Below are 20,080 nucleotides of genomic sequence, written 5' to 3'. Positions count from 1 at the left end.
AGATTCCTATGCCCTCAATCCTGAATGAATTTATTAATAAAAATGACGCTTTAAAGATTAAGTTACTCACTACTTTGCTGGAAAACAAACAAAACACCTACGAGCTTCGTAATTTAACCAATCAGTTCAAAGTGTCAGACTATTTGATGCGTGAGTCATTAGAAGCCCTAAATAGTGACATCAACGTGTTATTTGGTGACGATTGGATGGTACTAAAACGTGGTATCATTTATCAAAAAATGACATTGACTCGTTATCATGTCTATCGTTTATCGCAATATTTCTTTGATTTATCGCCACTTAAATTATTGCTAGATCAACGATTAATTTCTGGCAGCATACCAAATTACACGTTTATGCAATCGGAATTTGGCTGGAGCACCTCTTATTTCTTCATTCAAAAAAATACCTTATCAGAGCTTATTGATCTTGACTCACCCGAAGCTGTGATTTCGGCCGCTTTTGTGATTTACGATCACTACGATGCTAAACCAAAATTTGATCATTATATCCTGTCAGCAAGTCAAGCAGTCAGTCAATTTTTAGTTGACAAAAGCTACATCAATACCCACGGTGCTGACAAAAAAAGACTTCTGATCGCTATTTTTTTGAATGAAATAACCCATAATCCAGACAACTGCCGCAATATCATGCAACACGAAGACAAGCACATCCATGTTGATGACGGTTTGCCAGATGATATTTGTCAACGTTTAGGCATTCCTCTAAATAACATGGTGCTATCACATCTCATTAGTGCCCTTAATATTTTTGACCTATTAGAAATATCGGCGCCCATCTCTTTCACTGATTACGCCCAACCAATTGTAGATCGACTGGCGGCGGTAATCATGCCAAGATTAAGTCATAGTAAATTAAATTGCACACCCGAAGACGCTGAGAAAATTAGTCACGCAATGGCATGTTATTGCCTTAAATTTACGACAACTAACCATTGGGCGCTGCTATCGCAAGATAATATTTCAACGAATTATTTTCAAGATATCTATCCGTCAATTTATTACTTGATTGAATCCTTTTTACAATCAATTAACTATCCCAAAGAAATCGTGCCACCCACCTATTTAAACGCAGCCATTTTAAATATGATTAGTATCATCTTTTACTATTTGGACATCACTAATGTTGACGCCATCACTATTAGTCTTAATTTTTCGGGATCCCCTTTCACCAATAATATGATCGAAGCGATATTAAAAGATCATATCAGTCACGCCAGTGTGCATTTTGTCACTGAAGTCCTTGATGACAGTGCTGACATTTACCTGTCGGACACACTTTGTGACGACGTCTCAAAACCTCAAGTGATTTGGAAAAAACCACCCACAGTTAGTGATTGGCAATCACTCGCTGAACTCATCATAAGGCTAAAGAAAAATAAAAATGACCAACAATCAAAATAAAATAAACCGCCTCTACTACCTTTTGGCATTTAGTTCAACACTACTCACTGTTAATCAATTAATGCCTTACACAGTGGCTAATGCTAGTGCTTTAATTTCACAAAGCCACTTAACACAACAACAATTAATTTCAAATTTTACAACCAATGGTTCGGCCAAAGTTAATCACAATATTTTTACGTTAACTGATGACCACCCTATGCTGTCCGGAGCTGCTTATCAAAATACGCCCATTGATTTATCACAAGATTTTTCGTTGGACTTAAAGGTTAATTTAGGTAGCAAATTGCAACAACAATGCGGTGGCGACGGGTTAGCTTTCGCATTGGTACCTTTTGAAAAGGTTAGTCAAGTTAATCATACAAATGGTGGTGCCTTTGGTTTAGGTAAAATTGCGAATGTTTTTGGTTTCAAATTAGATACTTATTATAATGCCAACGGCGAAGCAGGATCATTTACCAGCGATCCCAAAGAATTTGGTACTTCAGAAGGCAACGGGTCACCATTTGGTGCTTTCTTTGGATCTAGCACAGATGGTGAAATTCAAACCTATGAACATGATGCCATGGCTATCAAACCACACACTAATGATGATTTTGAATCATTGCAGATAGTCTACCATGCTGAAACACAAAATTTAATGGTGACCTATCAGTCAAAAGTATGGTCCTATCACATCACTGATGAGGATTTGTTAACCAATCCAATATCGCTTGTTTTTTCTGCGTCAACGGGTACCAATCATAACTTGCAACAATTAATGATTGAACGCAACGACTACCACCCTTATACCACCTCGCTAAGGATTAACTATCTCGATGAGCAACAACATCCCCTCGCAGCTTCACAAACTATTTCTGGTGATTTGAACACACCTTATCACACAAAGCCCCTATCATTACCCGGTTTTAAGCTCGCGTCGCAACCAAATAATGCCAACGGCATTTTTACGTATCATGACAACCGTAGCATTAATTATTATTACGAACCTTTAACGCAATACGTTACGATTAACTTTGAATATCAAGGCAAAATACTACGCAAGGCTATTTTTTCTGGACACACTGGCGAACAAATTGATTTTTCACCAGTGTCCACTCTGGCACAATTAAAAGACTATACAATGTCTCAAACTGACTGGCCCGGCAGCTTTGTTTTGCCAAAGGATAATAACACCACTTGGCATTTCACAATTCACCTCGAAAAGAATGCCAGTCAACCCGTCAACAACAGTACGATTTCCCAGCACACTGATCGCGTTGCAGACCCATTCCTCTCACAAGCACAAATAAGACCGCAACCAAATCCAAGCAACACACAATCAACGCCTAAGGCGTCATCAGCTAGTCAAGCAGCTACTGAAAATGCCACGTCGCAATCTAAAAAACCAACCAGCAGCAAACAATCACCCGCTGTCACAACGCCAAAAAAGAAACATGTGATCTCCAAAAATCAACCATACGCATTATTTCAAGATACAGTAAGTGATTTTAACGAAATGACACAGCCTAATTTTCAACCAAGCCCGGCAAGTGAATCATCTTCATTCACTCAAGTCGTCACACTATTAGCTCACTACACACTACTAGCCGAACGTTAAGATAATTATTTGCTATCAAAAAGCCTAAAAAAAAGCCACATATCTGCGACAGTTACTTTATCTTTCAGATATGCATTGCTTCTTTTTAGGCTTTTTTTATTTAATTCTTGTTAGTTTGATTACGACGGCGCTTCCAAATATAGGCACCCAGAGCTAGTATGATAGCGACAATCAAGACGATCCACCACCAATTGAAGCCTTCGTCATGGACAATTGTAATATCCTTGGCGTTCACATCAGTCGCTTCTTTGGTTATTATGGTAAAGTTTTTCTTGAAATGCCAAGTGTTTTTTTCAGATTTTACAGTCATATTCATTGTATAACGACCCGCTTTAAAGGCATGTCCCTTTAAATTGATTGGGTAGTTAAAAATCGAACTCGGTGCAATCTTCATATCACTTTTCTTAGATTCATAGAGCACTTTACTGCTGTTAACACGCGTTACTTTTGATGTCACAGATACTTTCTTAAGATATGTTTCGGAAGTATTATGCAATTCGGAAATGATTGCATTGCGTGCATCAATTTGACCAGCGGTTACCTTAGCCAAATTCAATTTTTCAGCTACGGTTGAATCCTGTTTTGTTTGTAGCAAAACACCAATTGCGTAGGCGTATCGATTCGAATCGTTACACCGCTTTTTTTGTTACTATTACTTTGGGTAGCTTCAGCTTGTGTCACCGTAATACCCCCGGCCACTACACCATCCCAGTTTTTATCTGGAATAGCCAATTTCACTTCCAATTTTTTTGAGCTATTGGCAGGAATTTCTACTGATTTAGGTAGGGTCGCAATTTTTGCCATATCAAACGGTGCTGACTTATCTAGTTTGTTCTTAGATGGGGCATATTCTACGACACCGTTGATGTTTGTTTTGGCAGCGCTGACCGCTGTGTTCACAGTTTGTGGTTTATTACTGGTATTGACTACGTTAACAATGAGCGTCTGTTCATCTTTTGGCTTAACCAACAAATCAAAATATGAAATATCGTTTGATCGTTGATTTTCTGGCAAAACAGCGCTCACACGCAAACCAACACTATTATCTTCCGCATTAGCGGTACTTAATAATGGTGTCATCGTCATTGCAGTTGCTACAAAAATCAGTCCTATTTTTTTAAAATTCATCGCCTATTCCTTCTATATTGAGAGTTTATGCTTTTATTATAGACAATGATTGTGGCGGATTTTTGCGCGTTTTGTGAATTAATTAAGACCAAAATATAGACAAAAAAAATCCAAGCAGCATAACACAGCTTGGACGTTTGTATTTTAGATTTATTTTAGTACTTTAGCAGCTTCCGTTTTCACTTCATCAGAAGACATTTTTTCAAATGCTTTCAAGTGCTTCAAAGTTGACAAAGTATCTTTGTTGCTGGCTTCCATGAAATGATTCCATAGTGCATCACGTAGTGGGGTTTTGTCCTCGCTCCAACTAAATACTTCATTCATTGGAATATCTAACGTTTCGAATTTTTCATCTGCCATGATTTATGGCCCCCTTTTCTTAACTCCGTTATAGTTCTTTTTTGGCTAAAATGCAAACTTCTTAACTTGTCCTAGCTTGCTAACTATGTCACAATGGAGTATAAGAGAGGTCCTATACCATAGGACTGCATTAACATGGAGGAGCGTAATATGATTCAGTTAACTGACATCAGCAAAAAATTCGGCGCACATACTGCCGTTGCTGATATGAATATGACTTTAACGCCCGGAAAAGTCATGGGTCTCATCGGCCAAAATGGTGCGGGAAAGACGACCACATTTCGTATGATTTTGAACTTTATTGAGCCTACTTCCGGCAGTATTTTGTGGGATGATCACCCAATCACCCAGCTAGACAAACAACGAATTGGTTTTTACCAGAAGAACGTGGTTTATACCAAAAGCGTACAGTCGAAGAACAAGTTTTGTACTTTGCTGAATTGCATGGTATGTCGCGTGCTGATGCAAAATCATCGTTAATTCAGTGGATGAAGCGTTTAGATGTTGTTGGCAAACCAACAGATAAGGTTCAGACTTTATCGAAAGGTAACGCACAAAAAGTTCAGATGATTGCATCTTTGATTTTTGAACCAGACTTCATTATTTTGGATGAACCTTTTTCAGGCCTTGACCCAGTCAACACCAGTCTCATGATGTCAGAAATTATCCGTATGCGTGACAATGGTGCTATGATCATTTTTTCAAGTCACGACATGAGCAATGTCACAAAAATTTCTGATGACTTAACGATGCTTAAAAACGGTAAAACAGTCTTACAAGGACCAGTCCAAAACATTCGTGAACAATTTGGACGGACACGCATTTATGTTGAATCGCCAACAACAGCCACTGAACTGGCTGCAATTGAAGGCGTCGCCACCGTCACTAAACAAGGTACCGGCTTTGATTTAGTTTTATCTGATGAAGCTGCTGGACGTCGCGTCTTTGAATTAGTAACGCGAAATGGTTATATTCCAGCGTTCAGCCAACAACCACCGACATTAGATGACATTTTCCGTCAGGAGGTCGCTATTCATGATTAAACAACTTAATATTGTCATTAAAGATACGCTAAGAGCTAACTTCAAATCACGTGGCTACTGGATTTTGGTATTATCTCCCTTAATTTTTGTAGCCGTTATTGGTTGTGTCGCCTTTGGTGTAACACAACTGCAGGGCAACACAACGCCCACAGTGGCCGTTATCGGACAAGCAAGTGAACGGGTTCCTTTTGTTCAATCAGCAAAAAATTTGGACATGAAGATATCCAAAATCACTAACGAAAAACAAGCTGATAAAGCATTAAAATCAGAAAAATTGGGTGGTGTCTTAACTTTAAAGTCAGATTTAGCGACACTGACAACCCAACCAAAAAGTGACCAAGTACCAAAAGACGATATCGCCACTATTTTAAATCAACTCTCACAAGCCAAAAAAGCCACGCAGTATGGCTTAACTGCTGCACAGACAGCTGATTTCATGAAGCCTGTTAACTTCAAAACCGTTGTGCAACAAGCAAATCAGTCTGAAAGTGGTGACAATACTGAGGGTGCGAATTACGCCATCGCTGTTGCGATTGGTGTTATTACTATGATTGTGGTAATGTGGTATACCTCAATGATTGCCAACGCGATCGCCAACGAAAAATCGTCACGTATCATGGAAATTTTGTTGGCAGCCACTTCTGCTCGCATTCAGTATTTTGGTAAATTAATTGGCGTGTTTCTATTAGCCTTGACGCACATGCTGATTTATCTTATCGCAGGATTTGCTACTGTTATTTTTTTGAAAGATAATGTTTTTGTCAAAATGATCACGTCTAATCTAAATGGTGTGACAACTGGCTTTATGCTCTACGCGTTAGCCTTTATACTCATTGCTGTTGCCTTATATTTGGTACTGACGGCTATGGTTGCTTCATTGATTAACGACAACGCACAAGTGCAACAAGCCATTCAACCTATTTCATTTTTAGCGATGATTGGCTATATGTTTAGTTATTTCATGACGTTTATGCCTAATAATATCGCTATTCGCGCATTAAGTTATGTCCCATTTGTTTCACAATCCATGATGCCAGTGCGTCTGGTCACCCACGTTGAGGGTTGGCCGACTGCCTTGGCTTCACTTGGTATTTCATTTGTTGCCCTAATCCTATTAGCTTGGTTTGGACAAGGTATTTATGCCAAAAATGTCTTATCATATTCAGACGAACCGATTATGAAACAAATTACTGGAAGGTTTTTTAGAAAATGATTAATGTTAAAGAACAAAGTGTCACTGCGTTACAAGCCATGCTACGCGCCGGTGAAATAACGTCAGTTGCTTTGGTTGAAAGCTATTTAGCACGGATTAAGCAACTCGAATCAGCGCCTTACCATCTCAATGCCATTAGCGATTTAAACCCCAATGCTTTAGACGAAGCTTTAGCTGCAGATAATGCTAGGCTTAAAGGTCAGGTGACCCCAAAACAGTTATTGTTTGGCATTCCAGTTTTAATAAAAGATAACATTGATGTCGCGGGTATGCCAACATCAGCTGGTTCACTAGCCTTAGCAGATAATATTGCTAAATCAGATGCGACAATTGTCCAGCGTTTGCGATCAGCCGGTGCTATTATTTTGGGTAAAAACAATCTTTCTGAATTTGCTCATTTTATGAGCAATACGCAACCTTCTGGCTTCTCTTCTCGTGGTGGACGTGTCATCAATCCAATTATGCCAGATATCACGCCAAGTGGCTCTTCTTCCGGCTCAGCAGTTGCTGTGGCTGCCAGCATGGCCACAGTAGCTGTTGGCACGGAGACTAATGGTTCTATTTTAGCACCCGCTCATATGAATAGTATTGTTGGTTTAAAGCCAACTCATGGTCTACTACCAAATGATGGTATACTGCCGCTAGCTGAATCACAAGATACTGTTGGTCCAATGGGACGTACAGTATCTGACACTTTTGCACTATTTGCAGCATTAAATCAATATAATCAAAATCAAAAACTAGTCCCTGTGATGAAGTCACATTTAAGCGTTCTATCTTCACTAAAATGGACCACGTCATTACACGAAGCAGTTTCTGATTATGTGGATCACTACGATCGCGTTGACATGCCGGAAGAACAACCAAATGATGACGACGAAAAAGCAGTCTTCTTGTCGGAATTTCAGCATGGCATAAACAGCTATCTCACAACACACAGCACTAGAATGAACACTCTTCAAGATATCATTAATTTCAATCAAGCCGATATCCAAAAACGTGCACCTTTTGGACAAGAATTACTAGAAAAAGCACTTCTTGCTGGCGACGCCACCCAAGAAAAGCCACGTGTCCAAGACATAGCACGACGGTTGCTTGATACTATGCTCAAAGATAACAATGTTTTACTTGGTGATGACACCAAACTAATTAATCTTGCTGCGATTGCCGGTTATCCTAGTTTAACAGTACCTACCGGCAGTAGTGATGACCTCTACTTTCATGGCCTCTCAAGTGTGATTATGGTCGCTAAGCCCTTCAATGAGATTGCTCTCAAAGTCATTGGCGAATCAATTGAATCTCATCATCAACGTTTAATACCGGAGTTTTAGCATGACCAACACCCCTTATTTTTTAACTAATCCAACATGGTTTCGCTACGAAACCCACACAGCGCCAAATGGTATGCCGTTTGAACGATTCGAATTAACAGCTTCTGCAACACCGTCTGCCATTGACAGTTTTAAAAAAACGATGCTGAGCGTTGCTCAAGATAGTGCTATCGAACCAGATAATCTCAACCGATTTCAGCAAGCACTAGCAGCAGCCGAAAAGCAATTTTTATTTGAAGAAGCTAACGACTTATCGTTAATTGCAAGTCAGGCAGAACAAATTTTAATTGCAAGCGCCATTCGAACTTATCAACTATTAGAAGACGACTTTAGCGCACCAACAACATTTATTTTTCAACCAAGAATCGGGTTTCTGTATCGACGATTTTTAAAGCAACATAATCAGCGTATTAATGATGAAGCGCTCACCCAATTTATCATCGCACAAGACCAATTACTTAAATAATCGCAAAGAAAAAACCAACTCATAAATTGCAGCTGGTTTTTTTAGACTATAAATAAGTTTGGGCGTATATGCTTTAATAATTCAATAACAATCGTTGGTAGTATTGATAAGACCAAGATTACCGACCAATGAGCAATTGAAAGCCCTGTTAAGCCGAATAATGTCTGTGTCAGTGGTACTAACGAAATAGCCAAAGTAATCAATGTCGCGATTATCGCCATATTGACTAGCGACTTATTGGCACCATAGCTGATTGCAAACAGCGTTTTTTCTGATCGAATATTAAAGACGTGCCAAATCGAAGTTAACGATAAGATGATAAATGCCATTGTTTGTCCAACTTGTTCATTAGGTTGTAATCCGCCCAATATTACGTTTTGCCCCATCCAAATGGCAATTAGCGTCACAACCGCAAACAATATTGCGTTCAACCCAATTTGTCGATCAAGCCCTTGTCCAAATAACTTGGCATTTTTGGGCATTGGCGGTTGGTTCATAACATTTGTCAACATTGGTTCTCGACTCAGTGCAAAACCCGGTAATCCGTCGGCCACTAAGTTGATGAACAGCAAATGAACCGGTAACAAAGGTGAACCCCAGCCTAACAACATGGCAATTAAAATCACTAATAGCTCAGAAATGTTAGCACTCAATAAGAAATTAATTGTTTTGCGGACTTTAACATAAACACCACGTCCTTCAGAAATGGCGTTAATAATCGTCGCAAAATTATCATCTGTCAAAATAATATCTGATGCTTCACGGGCCACGTCTGTTCCTGTTTCACCCATAGAAATACCTACATCAGCGGCTTTCAAGGCTGGTGCATCGTTAACACCGTCACCAGTCATTGCAATCGTCGCATCCTGACGTTGCCATGATTTGATAATTCTGATTTTATCTGTTGGTGTCACACGCGCATAAACGCTATAACTTTGTATGTTGTCATCTAATTCTTGATCGGACAACTTAGCTAATTCTGAGCCGGTAATTGTTTGGTCACCCTCACGCAAAATGCCAATTTCACGAGCAATTGCGCTGGCTGTTTCGACGTGATCTCCAGTAATCATAATGGTACGTACACCGGCTTGTCGTGCTTTTTCGACGGCTGGCGCTGATTCAGGTCGTGGTGGATCAATGATACCAACCAAACCGACCAAAGTTAAATCCTGCTCATAGAAAGCTTGTGTTGGCTCTTCTGGCATGACATCAAAGTTTTTGTGTGTAATTGTTAGAACACGCAATGCCTGTTCACCAAATATTTTGTTCACTTGCTCAGCTCGTTGATGATTGCCATGCTTAACCATTGGCAATAAAACATCAAACGCGCCTTTTGTGATTGCTATGTAGCCACCTTCTGGACGTTTGTGAACAGTGGTCATCCGCTTCTTTGTCGAGTTAAATGGTACTTGATCGACAAGAGGATATTGTGATAAAAGATGTTCACGTGACGTTTCTGATTCAATAGCACGTACCAAGGCCACTTCAGTTGGCAAGCCGTCGTAGACCTTTTGATCATCCACTGATTTAACAGAAACGTTTGTCGACAGGGCGGCTAATGATAGCACTTCCTGAGCTGAAGTATCTAAACCATCAGCGATATCCAACAAATCGTCGTGCTGATCATGCCAAACTTTTCGAACAGTCATTTTATTTTGTGTTAGGGTACCTGTTTTATCAGACGCAATAATATTGGTCGTCCCTAATGTTTCAACGGCTGGCAAACGACGAATGATGGCGTGCTTTTGCGCAATCCGTTACACACCAAGCGCCAATGTCATCGTCACAATAACAGCCAAAGTTTCAGGCACTACCGCAACTGCCAATGAGATGGCTGTCAAAAAGATGTGCTTAAGATCCATGCCTTGTGAAATGCCTAGTCCCAAAACAATCACAGCAGCACCAATCGCTAACCAAGAAATGTTTTTACCTAATTGTACTAATCGACGTTGCAAAGGTGTCAACGGTGTCTTAGACTCATTACGTAACAGGCTGGCAATTTTACCCATTTCTGTTTGCATACCAACAGCTGTAACCACTGCACGACCGTGTCCATTGACGATTGTTGTCCCACGATACACCATTGTAATACGTTCACCCAAATCAATGTTATTGTCTGAATCAAATGTCGCATTTGCATCTTTTTCAACAGGTAAACTTTCGCCAGTTAATGCCGATTCTTCAGCTTGTAATTCAACTGATTCAATCAAACGCGCATCAGCAGCAATGGCACTACCATTTTCAACCACTAAGACATCCCCTAAAACGACGTCATCAGCGTCAATTTGCACAATATGACCATCGCGCAAAACTTTCACTTGGGTGCGGTTTAAATTTTGGAGTGCCGCTAAGGAATCTTCTGCTTTACCTTCTTGGACAATGGCCAATGCAGAATTGATGACGACGATACCTATAATTAACAAACTTTCAAAATAATTACCGCTTGATTCTAAATAGGTTGCAACAAATGAAATCACCGCTGCAATCAATAAAATAATGGTAGCAACGTCATTTAAACTGAGTAATATTTTTTTAAATAATGAAACTTTTTTCTCAGCATCAAATACGTTAGCACCATTTTCTTGCCGACTTTGTGTCACCTGTTGTGATGATAAGCCATTTTGCACATTAACTTGATGTGCTGATATTGTTTCTTTAATACCCTTTCGGAACGCTTCCATTTAGTGTCCTCCTGTTGGTTTACTATTAATGGGAAGATTATAAAACTACATGATGTAGCCATGACACGTTTTCCCCAGCGCTGTCATGTTGGCAGTTGCATACTATCTCGTGCAAGCACTTCCGTACAAAATGAGTTTGACTGCATAAAACAATCGCTATCATGATGTGCTGTGCAAATAAAAATGAACCATCGTCATCTTAATTAGTCATTGCATTTGTTAATGTCACTCACTGTCAAAATTTAATTCTTGTGGATATCATGAGATAATGATAAAAAAAGAATAAAAATGATTACTTTTATAATTAGTATGATACTTATATTGTAACATATATACCTAAACGTTGTAATATATCACGGAATTTTATAAAAAAATTCAACACCATTAAAAAAAATAGTGACATGATGTCGCTATTTTTTGGACTGCAATATTGCTTTAATCAACGCTTCTTTCAGGAGACTGCCACGTCCCCTTACCCATGCCAGCGTAAACCGACAACAACGCGGGTATGAACTGTGTAATAATTGTCAAAGGATTTACAATCCAATAAAACAATAGGTATAATGGCGCAAACATGAAGTAATTCAACTTACTACCATTATCATCAACTAGTAGCGCAATAAATATTTGCACAGTACCCACAACAATTTGTAAGGTCATGACAATCAACGAAATACCAATGGTGCCACCCAAGGCATAAAAATCCCCGCTCAAAAATTCTGTAACTAATCGATAGGCTAAATAAATTGACATAATTAGCCATGAAAACGACCAAGCAATCGTTAAAAATTGATCAAATAACATCATAATAACTTTAGGACGCTTAAATGAAGTCAATAGATTAGTGAATAACACTTCAATGCCACCCTTTGCCCAACGTTTCCGTTGACGGTATAAATCTCTCAATGTTGTTGGCACATTCATATAAAATTTAACATCTGGGGCGAAACCAGCATCATAGCCATTCAAAGAGTGATCAAACGCTATACTAATGTCTTCCGTCGCGCGATCTTCTCTGAAACCACCAACCTCTTTTAAAGCAGCCATTGCATACAATGTCGTTGCGCCGGAATAAGCGTACATTGTGCCCGTCATGGCGACCTGAGCACGTTTGATAATACCAACTATGGAACTAAATTCGACAACTTGAGACTTTGCTAAAGCATTTTCACGATTGGCAACATCCATATTAGCTGTCACGCCGCCATAATTATGCCCGTAAAAATAGTCTAATAATCGCTGCACACCATTAGCCTGCAGAATCGTATCAGCATCAATTGAGAGCAAATAAGCAGTTTTGTTTGGGTCAGCTAATTCATCAATTAATTTAATCGCATAATTTAAACTATCAGCTTTTCCCTTGTTTTGGTCTTTCGTGTATACTCTAACACCTGCCATTGTGGCAATTTTGACCGTTTCATCACTACTGTTATCGTCAATAACCATAATATGGTCGTTATCCAACCCTTGATTTTTGACTGACTGAATCGTTGTTAGTAAGGTTTTTTCTTCATTATAGGCTGGAATCACAGCAAAAACTTCATCTAAATCGTGATTTTGTTTTGGAAATTCATGATTTCTCTTACTCAAAATTAAATAAAAGAGTAAGCCACACGACCATTTGAGTGCCCCTAAAACAGGATAAATCGCTAATAAGATTAAAATGATTTCAATTGTTAGTAACATTTTTTGTAGCGCTCACTTTCTTAACTGCAAGATTGTGACTAAAGGTCATCAACGCCGTATACAATAATGTCACTGCAGTCGCTACCAGAATAACTTGTCGGATTAATGCCACAGTATTCATATTAGGATGGAACGGAAACCCAACACTATTGATAAAGCCTTCAGATAACATCACATACGAATGATGAGCAAATATGACAAATAATATCCATACCACAGCACTCATGATGATTGCACCAATCGTTAAGCGTTTTCTTATTTTTTGTTTATTATTTTGTTGCATCTTAATTTCTCCAGATTCTTGTCAAATGTGGCAATATATTATTCTTACAAGAACAATATGTCACCAACTTTAGGCTTGTTTGTGTGTCTGATAACACAATGATACCAATTGAATTTGCGCTACTTGCGACATGAATGCTAAGAAATCGTGAAGAGAAGAGAATTAATTATGAATTGTATGATTATTTTTCATTTGATATCGTTAGCAATGTTTAGGTGCTACTATCATCACAAAAAAAGTTTGACCAATTGCCTGATACAATCGGTCAAACTTTTTAAATTGTCGATGATAATTATTGATACCAACTATCAACTAACTTTTTGTGTTTTTTAATCCAATCAGCCGCCGCCTGTTTAGGAGATTTACCATTTTGAATTTCTAACATGACTGATTCCATGTCATCTTTCGTCCAATGGAATTTGTCTAATACTTGATAAGCTTTTGGATCTGATGATTTGAGCTTTTTACTAACAATAGTATTAATTGTTTCTGAAGAGCCAAAAGTGTTTTTAGGATCTGCCAAATACTTTAAGTGATACTTACCAAACATCCAGTGTGGTGACCACCCTGTTACGACAATATCTTGTTTATTTTTATAGGCTTTCGCCAAAGCAGACACCATAGCACCAGATGATGATGATGACAAATTCCAACCCGAAAGGTTCGGATAAGCCTTCAGCGTCTTCTCAGCAGTTGCCATTTCTCCTGCTCCGGGTTCAATACCAGTGATTGTTTTATTAGCTTGCGTGGTTAAATCACTAATTGAGTTTGCTGACATATAATCCGGCACCACTAAGCCGGTTTTGACACCTTTTAGGTTTGGTCCCAAAAGTGTCACATCGTTTTTATATTTTTGATAAAGGGCTTTGTGGGTGTTTGGTAGCCATGCGGACACAGAAACATCAACTTGATTATTTGCCAATGATTGCCATAAAACAGCATTATCTAATGGTGTCAAAGTAACATCATAACCATGCTGACGAAGTGATTCAGCCAGAACATTTGATGAAGCCACTTCAGAATCCCATTCGACGTAACCAATGTTAATTTTTTGACCAGTCGTTTGACTAGTTGTCATGGCATTAACTGTACCACCAGCAACGATAGCGAGCAAAGCAACGACAATTGTCCAACGACGCCATGGCTTGAGTGGCGCTTTTTGTCCGGGTTTTGTATTGAACTTTTGTGCGAATCGATCAATAATGATGGCTAAAATAACTAGTCCTAATCCATTCACAAAACCAGAACCAACATCAGCGTGTTGCACCGCCGACAAAACTCCACGACCAAGTCCAGGCGCACCAATCATAGAAGCTGTTACAACCATTGATAAGGCTAACATAATCGTTTGGTTAGCTCCAGCCAGAATTGTATTTTTGGCATTTGGTAACTCTAACTTAATCAGCTTTTGCCACGTTGTTGAACCAAACGAGTCTGCTGCTTCAACTAAATCAACTGGTACTTGACGAATACCTAAGTTAGTCATACGAACCATTGGCGGTAAGGCGAAAATAATTGAGGCAAAAACGCCTGGTACGACACCAATACCGAAGAAAGCAACGGCCGGAATTAAGTAAACAAAGCCAGGCATTGTTTGCATAAAGTCCAAAATTGGCTGTACAACAGCAGCCGTTTTTGGCGATTTGGCCATTAAAATACCTAAAGGAACACCAATAATTAATGACACAACTGATGCCATCAATACCAATGTCACTGTATTCATCAAATCAGACCAAAGTCCTTGGTTGGCAATTAACATTAAACCCAAAGCAGCAAAAATGGGAAAACCATATTTTTTAGTGGTCATTGCAAATGCTAACGCTGTGATACCAATAATCATCAATGGCATCGGCACCGCCATCAGCGCACTTGTGATGGTGTCCATAATTGCTTGACCGCCTTGCTGAATTGCGTTGAAAAAGCCAGACAAATCGGTCGTTAACCATGAAACGAACCCACTAACCCAATCTTCAAGTGGCAGTTTTGGAATATTTATCAGATTATGCGTTGTCATCACTGTCTCCCTCCGTATCTGCTAACGCCTTAAGCACAGCACCACGAATGATAACCCCTCTCAAACGATTATCATCATCAATAATAGCCACTGGTGTTTGGGCATCATAAATAATCGGCATGATATCAGATATCAATGTATCTGGCTTGACAGTCGGCATTTCAACAACAACATCAGCCAGTGGCAATTTTTCACGTCGAGCTGAAACCGCTGCTTCAGATGACAAATAACCGACAAATTGACGGTGGCGGTTAACCGCCACAACACCAGAGACTTCTTCAGCAGACATCTTACGAAGCGCAACAGTTGGACCATCAACTGAAATATTAGAGGTCAATGCCGGAATCATAATACTATCAGCCGTCAAAACCTTAGTACGGTCAACATCACCAACGAAAGTTTTAACATAGTCGTTGGCAGGATTAGTCAAAATTTCTTCTCCAGTGCCAACCTGTTGTAACTGACCATCTTTCATGATGGCAATATGGTCACCAATGCGCAACGCTTCGTTCAAGTCGTGCGTGATGAAAATAATTGTTTTTTGAACATTCGCCTGCAAATCCAATAATTCGTCCTGCATTTGACCACGCACTAGTGGATCTAATGCCGAGAAAGCTTCATCCATCAACAAAATGTCAGGATCATTGGTCAGCGCACGTGCTAAACCGACACGTTGTTGCATACCACCAGATAACTGGTTAGGATACTGATCCTTAAATGATAATAATTGTGCATTATCCAACGCCTGTTCCGCACGTTGACGACGTTGCGCTTTTGGCACACCTTGAATTTCTAATCCAAACTCTGTATTTTCCAGTAGTGTACGGTGTGGAAATAGACCAAAGTTTTGGAAAACCATGCTCATCTTTTTGCGACGAATTGATAACATTTGTTTTTTTGTCAAATTAGTAATTTCTTGACCATCAATGAATAGTTGGCCATCTGTCGGTTCAATTAACCGGTTTAACAAGCGAATCAGCGTTGACTTTCCTGATCCGGAAAGCCCCATGATGACAAATATTTCGCCCTCTTCAATTGACATGTTGATGTCATAAACACCAACTGTACTCCCTGTCTTTTCGACAATTTCATTTTTGCTTTTGTTTTGCTTAACCATTTTGAGTGCCGCTTTAGGGCGCTTACCAAAAATCTTGGTTAAATGTTTAATTTCTACTTTAGACATTTTTTAGCATGCACATCACACAGTGATTGAGATAAAATACCACTGCATGCGCCACATTCCTCCTTGATTCTTTTCGAATTTAACTATAAAATAAAGTGACAACCCATTGCATTTATTAGGTTGTTACTTCAAGTGACAACTTATATTTTTACACAGATTGCCACTTGTGTCAAATTTTTAATTATTAGGATAATATAAAATGCCAAAAATCAGAGAACCGCGTTACCGAAAAATTGCTTTTCTTATTGCAGAAAAAATTGTTAATAATGAATACCGTGTTGGTACTAAACTCCATGCGCGCTCGACGCTATCAACTACATTTGGCGTGTCTGCGGAAACAGCTCGTAAAGCAATTAATGTCTTGTCAGATTTGGATATTGTGCGTGCCGTTCATGGTAGTGGTGTCGAAATTTTGTCACGGGAAAAAGCCAAGTCATTTTTGAATCAGGCAGCAGAAACGACTAACATTCAAAATATTCATGTTCAAATCAATGATCTCATTGATGAGCAAAAATCTGCACTAGACAATTTGTCAGGCGCATTATCAACATTATTTGAACAAACACAACGTGTCCAACAGCACAATCCACTCACACCCTATGAATTAGTGTTAGAGCAACCAAGCGCAAAGTTAAACCAATCAATTGGTAATTTAAATCTGTGGCAAAATACCGGTGCCACCGTCATTGGCATTTTGCACAATGAAGATCTCATCGTTTCACCCGGTCCGTACGCCGTCATTGAAACCGGTGACACGCTATATTTCGTTGGTAATGATACCAGTTACCAAGCCGTCCAACATTTCTTCTATCAATAAAAAAACGATTTGATGTCGATCAAATCGTTTTTTTACGCGACCACAGCTGTTGACAGAGCCAAGCGCATCATATCCTGAAATGCAGTCTCGCGCATTTTAGCATCAGCGTATTTTTGAGTCACTAAATTGTCACTCACTGTCAAAATACTGAGCGTTTGAACATGATATTTAGCGCCAATCAAGAATAAACCAGCTGACTCCATTTCGACAGCCATAACACCGTACTGCGCCAATTTATGATTATCAATTTCATCATTATAGAAGCGATCAGCAGCAAAAATATTACCAACACGCACAGGAATATTAAGTTGTTTAGCAGATTGATGCGCTTGACACAACAAATCAAAATTAGCTAAAGGTGCAAAAGCAATTGATTGTCCAAAAGTGGCTTGTAAGACATTGGAATCTGTTGAGGCCCCTTCGGCTATCAAGACATCCCCAATTTCTAACTCAGGTAATAAACCACCAGCTGTGCCAACACGAATTATTTTTTTGACACCAAAATCTTGAATAAGCTCTGTGGCATAAATTGATAATGACGGAATTCCCATGCCAGAACCTTGCACACTAACCCGCACGCCTTGATAAGTCCCTGTATATCCAAACATGTTACGAACCGTGTTGTATTGGGTGACATCCGACAAAAGGTTTTCAGCGATAAACTTTGCCCGTAAAGGATCGCCCGGTAATAATACGACTTCTGCAATGTCACCTTGTTTTGCATCAATATGTGTACTCATTGTAATTCTCCTAAAAAACTTGTCCCATTGTCTAGTTGCCCACCAAAATTATCTAAAATTGTTGCCCCAAGGTCAGCAAATGTTCGGCGTCTGCCTAACGTTTTCCCGCATTTAATCAGTCTTGGTGAATAGCTCAACAATGGTACCACTTCACGTGTATGATCAGTACCATGAAAAGTCGGGTCATTGCCATGATCAGCTGTAACCATGATGAGATCATCGTGATTCATCTTACCTAACACATCACCAAGCTCTTGATCAAATGTCATTAAAGCACGTCCGAAACCAATTGGATCCCTGCGATGACCATACATAGCATCAAAATCGACTAAATTAGTAAACACAAAACCCTTTGGTGTAGTCTCCATCACATGCAGCAAGTGGACCATGCCATTATCATTGCTGTCATTATGATAAGTCGTATCAATTCCCTCACCGGAAAAAATATCCTGAACTTTACCAATACCAATCACTGGTACACTCATTTTTTGTAACCTTGTCAATACGGTATTGCCAGTGGGCTTCAGAGAAAAATCACGCCGATTGGCCGTACGCTTAAAATCACTCGCATCATGACCCACAAACGGTCTAGCGATTACCCGTCCCATTTGATAGGGTGGCTGATTAACTAATGTACGTGCATACTCACAAATTCGATATAGTTCAGTTACTGGCACAACGTTTTCATGCGCTGCAATTTGTAACACCGAATCTCCAGATGTGTAGACAATCAGTCCGCCAGTTACCATCTGTTCTTCACCATAGTCCTTTAGCGCTTCTGTCCCCGAATAGGGTTGATTCAACAAAATTTTCCGATTTGCAAATTCAGAAATTTTGCTTACCAGCTCATCTGGAAAGCCATTTGGAAATGTTGCTAAGGGTTGCTTAACCGGTAGGCCCATCATTTCCCAATGACCATCCATGCTATCTTTGCCTGCTGATATTTCTTGCATAGTCCCAAAATCACCAATTGGCCGACTCTCAACAGCAACACCTTGCAGACCGCCTTTGTGTAAATTAGCTAGTCCCATTGCTTGTAAATGTGGCAAATGCAACCGACCATGATACACTTGCGCAACATGCCCGATCGTGTCAGCGCCAACATCATTAAAGGTAGCTGCATCAGGTGCCGCGCCAGCACCCACCGAATCCAAAACAATGACCATAATCCGTTTAAAAGGCTTCATGCTTGAACCTCCTTTGTCACGTGACTGCATATATTGGGATAAGATTTTTGCGTACCACGCGCCATGACAGACAGCGCAGCATAGGCATTAGCTTGAGCAATTGCTGCATCAAGTGACTGACCTTGAGCAAAATAATGTGCAAACGCACCGACAAACGCATCACCTGCACCGGTGGTATCAATGGCATTAACATTTTGACCATCAACTAGTGTTTCTTTCTGGCCTGCCGTCATCCAAAGCGCACCACGTTCGCCCATTGTCACAATGACATTTGCCACGCCAAATGACAACAAACGTCGCGCCGCAGATTTGGTTTCCTGAACTGTTGACACTGGCATATTGGTAATAGCAGTAAGCTCAGATTCATTAGGAATCAGATAATCAACCATTTGCAAAACGTCTAACGGTAATTTGTGCGCCGGTGCAGGGTTATAAATAATTGGAATATTATATTTTTTTGCCAAATGAATGGCCTTAATATTAGTTGGCATGGGTATCTCTTGTTGCAGCACAATAACCTTTGCTTGTTTTATCAAGTCGATTTTATCCAACAATACTTCTGGTGTGAGTTCAGTGTTTGCACCCTGCACAATCAAGATACGGTTGTCACCGTTACTTTCGACAAAAATTGGTGCCACGCCGTTGCTCTGATTTCCTGTTAATACACCACTGATGTCAATATGATTGGCCACAAAATTGGCACGTGTTTTTACGCCAAAGCCATCATTGCCAACACACGTTAGCATTGCAACCCGAGCGCCCAATCGACTGGCTGCTACTGCTTGGTTGGCACCTTTACCGCCAAATCCCATCTCAAAGCTTGGTGCTTCAACTGTCTCGCCTTTATGCGGTAAACGCTCAACATAGCTGATTAAATCCATTACATTTGACCCAATGACTAATACATCAATATCTTTTACCATA

The 20,080-nt window shown here is 39.7% G+C and carries 17 protein-coding genes and 2 pseudogenes; 8 read left to right on the top strand and 11 right to left on the bottom strand.

The features are described from left to right. The first annotated feature begins 8 nt into the window (after positions 1 to 8). Positions 9 to 1,424, top strand: a complete 1,416-nt coding sequence (locus IEU71_RS01390; RefSeq protein ID WP_004911453.1) for a hypothetical protein — start codon at positions 9 to 11, stop codon at positions 1,422 to 1,424. Continuing rightward, positions 1,405 to 3,024 (top strand): lectin-like domain-containing protein, encoded by a 1,620-nt coding sequence (locus tag IEU71_RS01385; protein WP_036066529.1) that lies wholly within the window; start codon positions 1,405 to 1,407, stop codon positions 3,022 to 3,024. Before IEU71_RS01390 ends, IEU71_RS01385 begins: the two co-directional genes overlap by 20 nt. Positions 3,025 to 3,124: 100 nt before the next feature. Here the strand turns inward: IEU71_RS01385 and IEU71_RS10130 are convergent, their stop codons facing one another. From IEU71_RS10130 to IEU71_RS01375, 3 genes are all read right to left on the bottom strand, one after another. Next, positions 3,125 to 3,619, bottom strand: coding sequence for a DUF3324 domain-containing protein (locus IEU71_RS10130; RefSeq protein WP_233127265.1), 495 nt, complete (start codon positions 3,617 to 3,619; stop codon positions 3,125 to 3,127). Next, on the bottom strand, positions 3,589 to 4,152 hold the full coding sequence (locus IEU71_RS10125) for a DUF916 domain-containing protein (RefSeq protein WP_004911463.1): 564 nt from the start codon (positions 4,150 to 4,152) through the stop codon (positions 3,589 to 3,591). The genes IEU71_RS10130 and IEU71_RS10125 overlap by 31 nt, the downstream gene beginning before the upstream one ends. Before the next feature lie 150 nt (positions 4,153 to 4,302). Then, positions 4,303 to 4,512: a P8 family protein gene (locus IEU71_RS01375; RefSeq protein WP_004911464.1), complete on the bottom strand. Its 210-nt coding sequence runs from the start codon at positions 4,510 to 4,512 to the stop codon at positions 4,303 to 4,305. Between the two features lie 135 nt (positions 4,513 to 4,647). On the opposite strand from IEU71_RS01375, the pseudogene IEU71_RS10305 reads away from it, so the two are divergent. From IEU71_RS10305 to IEU71_RS01355, 5 genes and pseudogenes are all read left to right on the top strand, one after another. Further along, positions 4,648 to 5,072: pseudogene (locus IEU71_RS10305) on the top strand (ABC transporter ATP-binding protein); the annotation flags it as partial. 6 nt (positions 5,073 to 5,078) lie between these two features. Beyond that, positions 5,079 to 5,555 (top strand): ABC transporter ATP-binding protein, encoded by a 477-nt coding sequence (locus tag IEU71_RS10300; RefSeq protein ID WP_371867059.1) that lies wholly within the window; start codon positions 5,079 to 5,081, stop codon positions 5,553 to 5,555. Further along, complete coding sequence (locus IEU71_RS01365; RefSeq protein ID WP_004911474.1) at positions 5,548 to 6,768, top strand: ABC transporter permease; 1,221 nt, start codon at positions 5,548 to 5,550, stop codon at positions 6,766 to 6,768. The genes IEU71_RS10300 and IEU71_RS01365 overlap by 8 nt, the downstream gene beginning before the upstream one ends. Continuing rightward, positions 6,765 to 8,099 (top strand): amidase family protein, encoded by a 1,335-nt coding sequence (locus IEU71_RS01360; RefSeq protein ID WP_004911475.1) that lies wholly within the window; start codon positions 6,765 to 6,767, stop codon positions 8,097 to 8,099. Before IEU71_RS01365 ends, IEU71_RS01360 begins: the two co-directional genes overlap by 4 nt. 1 nt (position 8,100) lies before the next feature. Further along, positions 8,101 to 8,565 (top strand): hypothetical protein, encoded by a 465-nt coding sequence (locus IEU71_RS01355; RefSeq protein WP_004911478.1) that lies wholly within the window; start codon positions 8,101 to 8,103, stop codon positions 8,563 to 8,565. A gap of 41 nt (positions 8,566 to 8,606) precedes the next feature. Here IEU71_RS01355 and IEU71_RS01350 read toward each other — a convergent pair. From IEU71_RS01350 to IEU71_RS01330, 5 genes and pseudogenes are all read right to left on the bottom strand, one after another. Further along, positions 8,607 to 11,246, bottom strand: a pseudogene (locus IEU71_RS01350) (cation-translocating P-type ATPase). 435 nt (positions 11,247 to 11,681) lie between these two features. Then, positions 11,682 to 12,932 (bottom strand): glycosyltransferase family 2 protein, encoded by a 1,251-nt coding sequence (locus IEU71_RS01345; protein ID WP_004911486.1) that lies wholly within the window; start codon positions 12,930 to 12,932, stop codon positions 11,682 to 11,684. Further along, a complete protein-coding gene (locus IEU71_RS01340) occupies positions 12,916 to 13,215 on the bottom strand; it encodes a hypothetical protein (RefSeq protein WP_004911489.1) in 300 nt (99 codons plus the stop codon). Before IEU71_RS01340 ends, IEU71_RS01345 begins: the two co-directional genes overlap by 17 nt. Before the next feature lie 292 nt (positions 13,216 to 13,507). Beyond that, positions 13,508 to 15,229, bottom strand: coding sequence for an ABC transporter permease/substrate binding protein (locus tag IEU71_RS01335; protein WP_004911492.1), 1,722 nt, complete (start codon positions 15,227 to 15,229; stop codon positions 13,508 to 13,510). After that, positions 15,216 to 16,412 carry a quaternary amine ABC transporter ATP-binding protein gene (locus tag IEU71_RS01330; protein WP_004911495.1) on the bottom strand — a complete coding sequence of 399 codons (1,197 nt, stop codon included), beginning with the start codon at positions 16,410 to 16,412 and terminating at the stop codon, positions 15,216 to 15,218. Before IEU71_RS01330 ends, IEU71_RS01335 begins: the two co-directional genes overlap by 14 nt. Before the next feature lie 199 nt (positions 16,413 to 16,611). On the opposite strand from IEU71_RS01330, the gene IEU71_RS01325 reads away from it, so the two are divergent. After that, positions 16,612 to 17,229, top strand: coding sequence for a GntR family transcriptional regulator (locus IEU71_RS01325; protein WP_004911497.1), 618 nt, complete (start codon positions 16,612 to 16,614; stop codon positions 17,227 to 17,229). A 32-nt stretch (positions 17,230 to 17,261) separates the two neighbouring features. On the opposite strand, the gene deoD is transcribed toward IEU71_RS01325, so the two are convergent. The 3 genes from deoD to rbsK are packed head-to-tail and all read right to left on the bottom strand — an operon-like array spanning position 17,262 to position 20,079. Beyond that, positions 17,262 to 17,969 (bottom strand): purine-nucleoside phosphorylase, encoded by a 708-nt coding sequence (deoD, locus tag IEU71_RS01320; protein ID WP_004914216.1) that lies wholly within the window; start codon positions 17,967 to 17,969, stop codon positions 17,262 to 17,264. Next, positions 17,966 to 19,156 carry a phosphopentomutase gene (locus tag IEU71_RS01315; RefSeq protein ID WP_004914219.1) on the bottom strand — a complete coding sequence of 397 codons (1,191 nt, stop codon included), beginning with the start codon at positions 19,154 to 19,156 and terminating at the stop codon, positions 17,966 to 17,968. The genes deoD and IEU71_RS01315 overlap by 4 nt, the downstream gene beginning before the upstream one ends. Then, entirely contained in the window at positions 19,153 to 20,079 is a 927-nt protein-coding gene (gene rbsK / locus IEU71_RS01310; protein ID WP_036068433.1) for a ribokinase, read from the bottom strand. Before rbsK ends, IEU71_RS01315 begins: the two co-directional genes overlap by 4 nt. Position 20,080 lies beyond the last annotated feature (1 nt).

This window comes from Leuconostoc falkenbergense (assembly GCF_014634805.1).
Lineage (GTDB): Bacteria > Bacillota > Bacilli > Lactobacillales > Lactobacillaceae > Leuconostoc > Leuconostoc falkenbergense.
Note: the sequence above shows the minus strand (reverse complement) of the source record. Positions and strands in the feature narration are given on the sequence as shown.

Bases quoted from the DNA above. Each gene is read 5' to 3' on its own strand.
- IEU71_RS01345 (WP_004911486.1), bottom strand. From the start codon at position 12,932: ATGTTACTAACAATTGAAATCATTTTAATCTTATTAGCGATTTATCCT.
- IEU71_RS01315 (WP_004914219.1), bottom strand. From the start codon at position 19,156: ATGAAGCCTTTTAAACGGATTATGGTCATTGTTTTGGATTCGGTGGGT.
- deoD (WP_004914216.1), bottom strand. From the start codon at position 17,969: ATGAGTACACATATTGATGCAAAACAAGGTGACATTGCAGAAGTCGTA.
- IEU71_RS01340 (WP_004911489.1), bottom strand. From the start codon at position 13,215: ATGCAACAAAATAATAAACAAAAAATAAGAAAACGCTTAACGATTGGT.
- IEU71_RS01325 (WP_004911497.1), top strand. From the start codon at position 16,612: ATGCCAAAAATCAGAGAACCGCGTTACCGAAAAATTGCTTTTCTTATT.
- IEU71_RS01335 (WP_004911492.1), bottom strand. From the start codon at position 15,229: ATGACAACGCATAATCTGATAAATATTCCAAAACTGCCACTTGAAGAT.
- IEU71_RS10125 (WP_004911463.1), bottom strand. From the start codon at position 4,152: ATGAATTTTAAAAAAATAGGACTGATTTTTGTAGCAACTGCAATGACG.
- IEU71_RS01360 (WP_004911475.1), top strand. From the start codon at position 6,765: ATGATTAATGTTAAAGAACAAAGTGTCACTGCGTTACAAGCCATGCTA.
- IEU71_RS01365 (WP_004911474.1), top strand. From the start codon at position 5,548: ATGATTAAACAACTTAATATTGTCATTAAAGATACGCTAAGAGCTAAC.
- rbsK (WP_036068433.1), bottom strand. From the start codon at position 20,079: ATGGTAAAAGATATTGATGTATTAGTCATTGGGTCAAATGTAATGGAT.
- IEU71_RS01355 (WP_004911478.1), top strand. From the start codon at position 8,101: ATGACCAACACCCCTTATTTTTTAACTAATCCAACATGGTTTCGCTAC.
- IEU71_RS01385 (WP_036066529.1), top strand. From the start codon at position 1,405: ATGACCAACAATCAAAATAAAATAAACCGCCTCTACTACCTTTTGGCA.
- IEU71_RS01330 (WP_004911495.1), bottom strand. From the start codon at position 16,412: ATGTCTAAAGTAGAAATTAAACATTTAACCAAGATTTTTGGTAAGCGC.
- IEU71_RS01390 (WP_004911453.1), top strand. From the start codon at position 9: ATGCCCTCAATCCTGAATGAATTTATTAATAAAAATGACGCTTTAAAG.
- IEU71_RS01375 (WP_004911464.1), bottom strand. From the start codon at position 4,512: ATGGCAGATGAAAAATTCGAAACGTTAGATATTCCAATGAATGAAGTA.
- IEU71_RS10300 (WP_371867059.1), top strand. From the start codon at position 5,079: ATGATTGCATCTTTGATTTTTGAACCAGACTTCATTATTTTGGATGAA.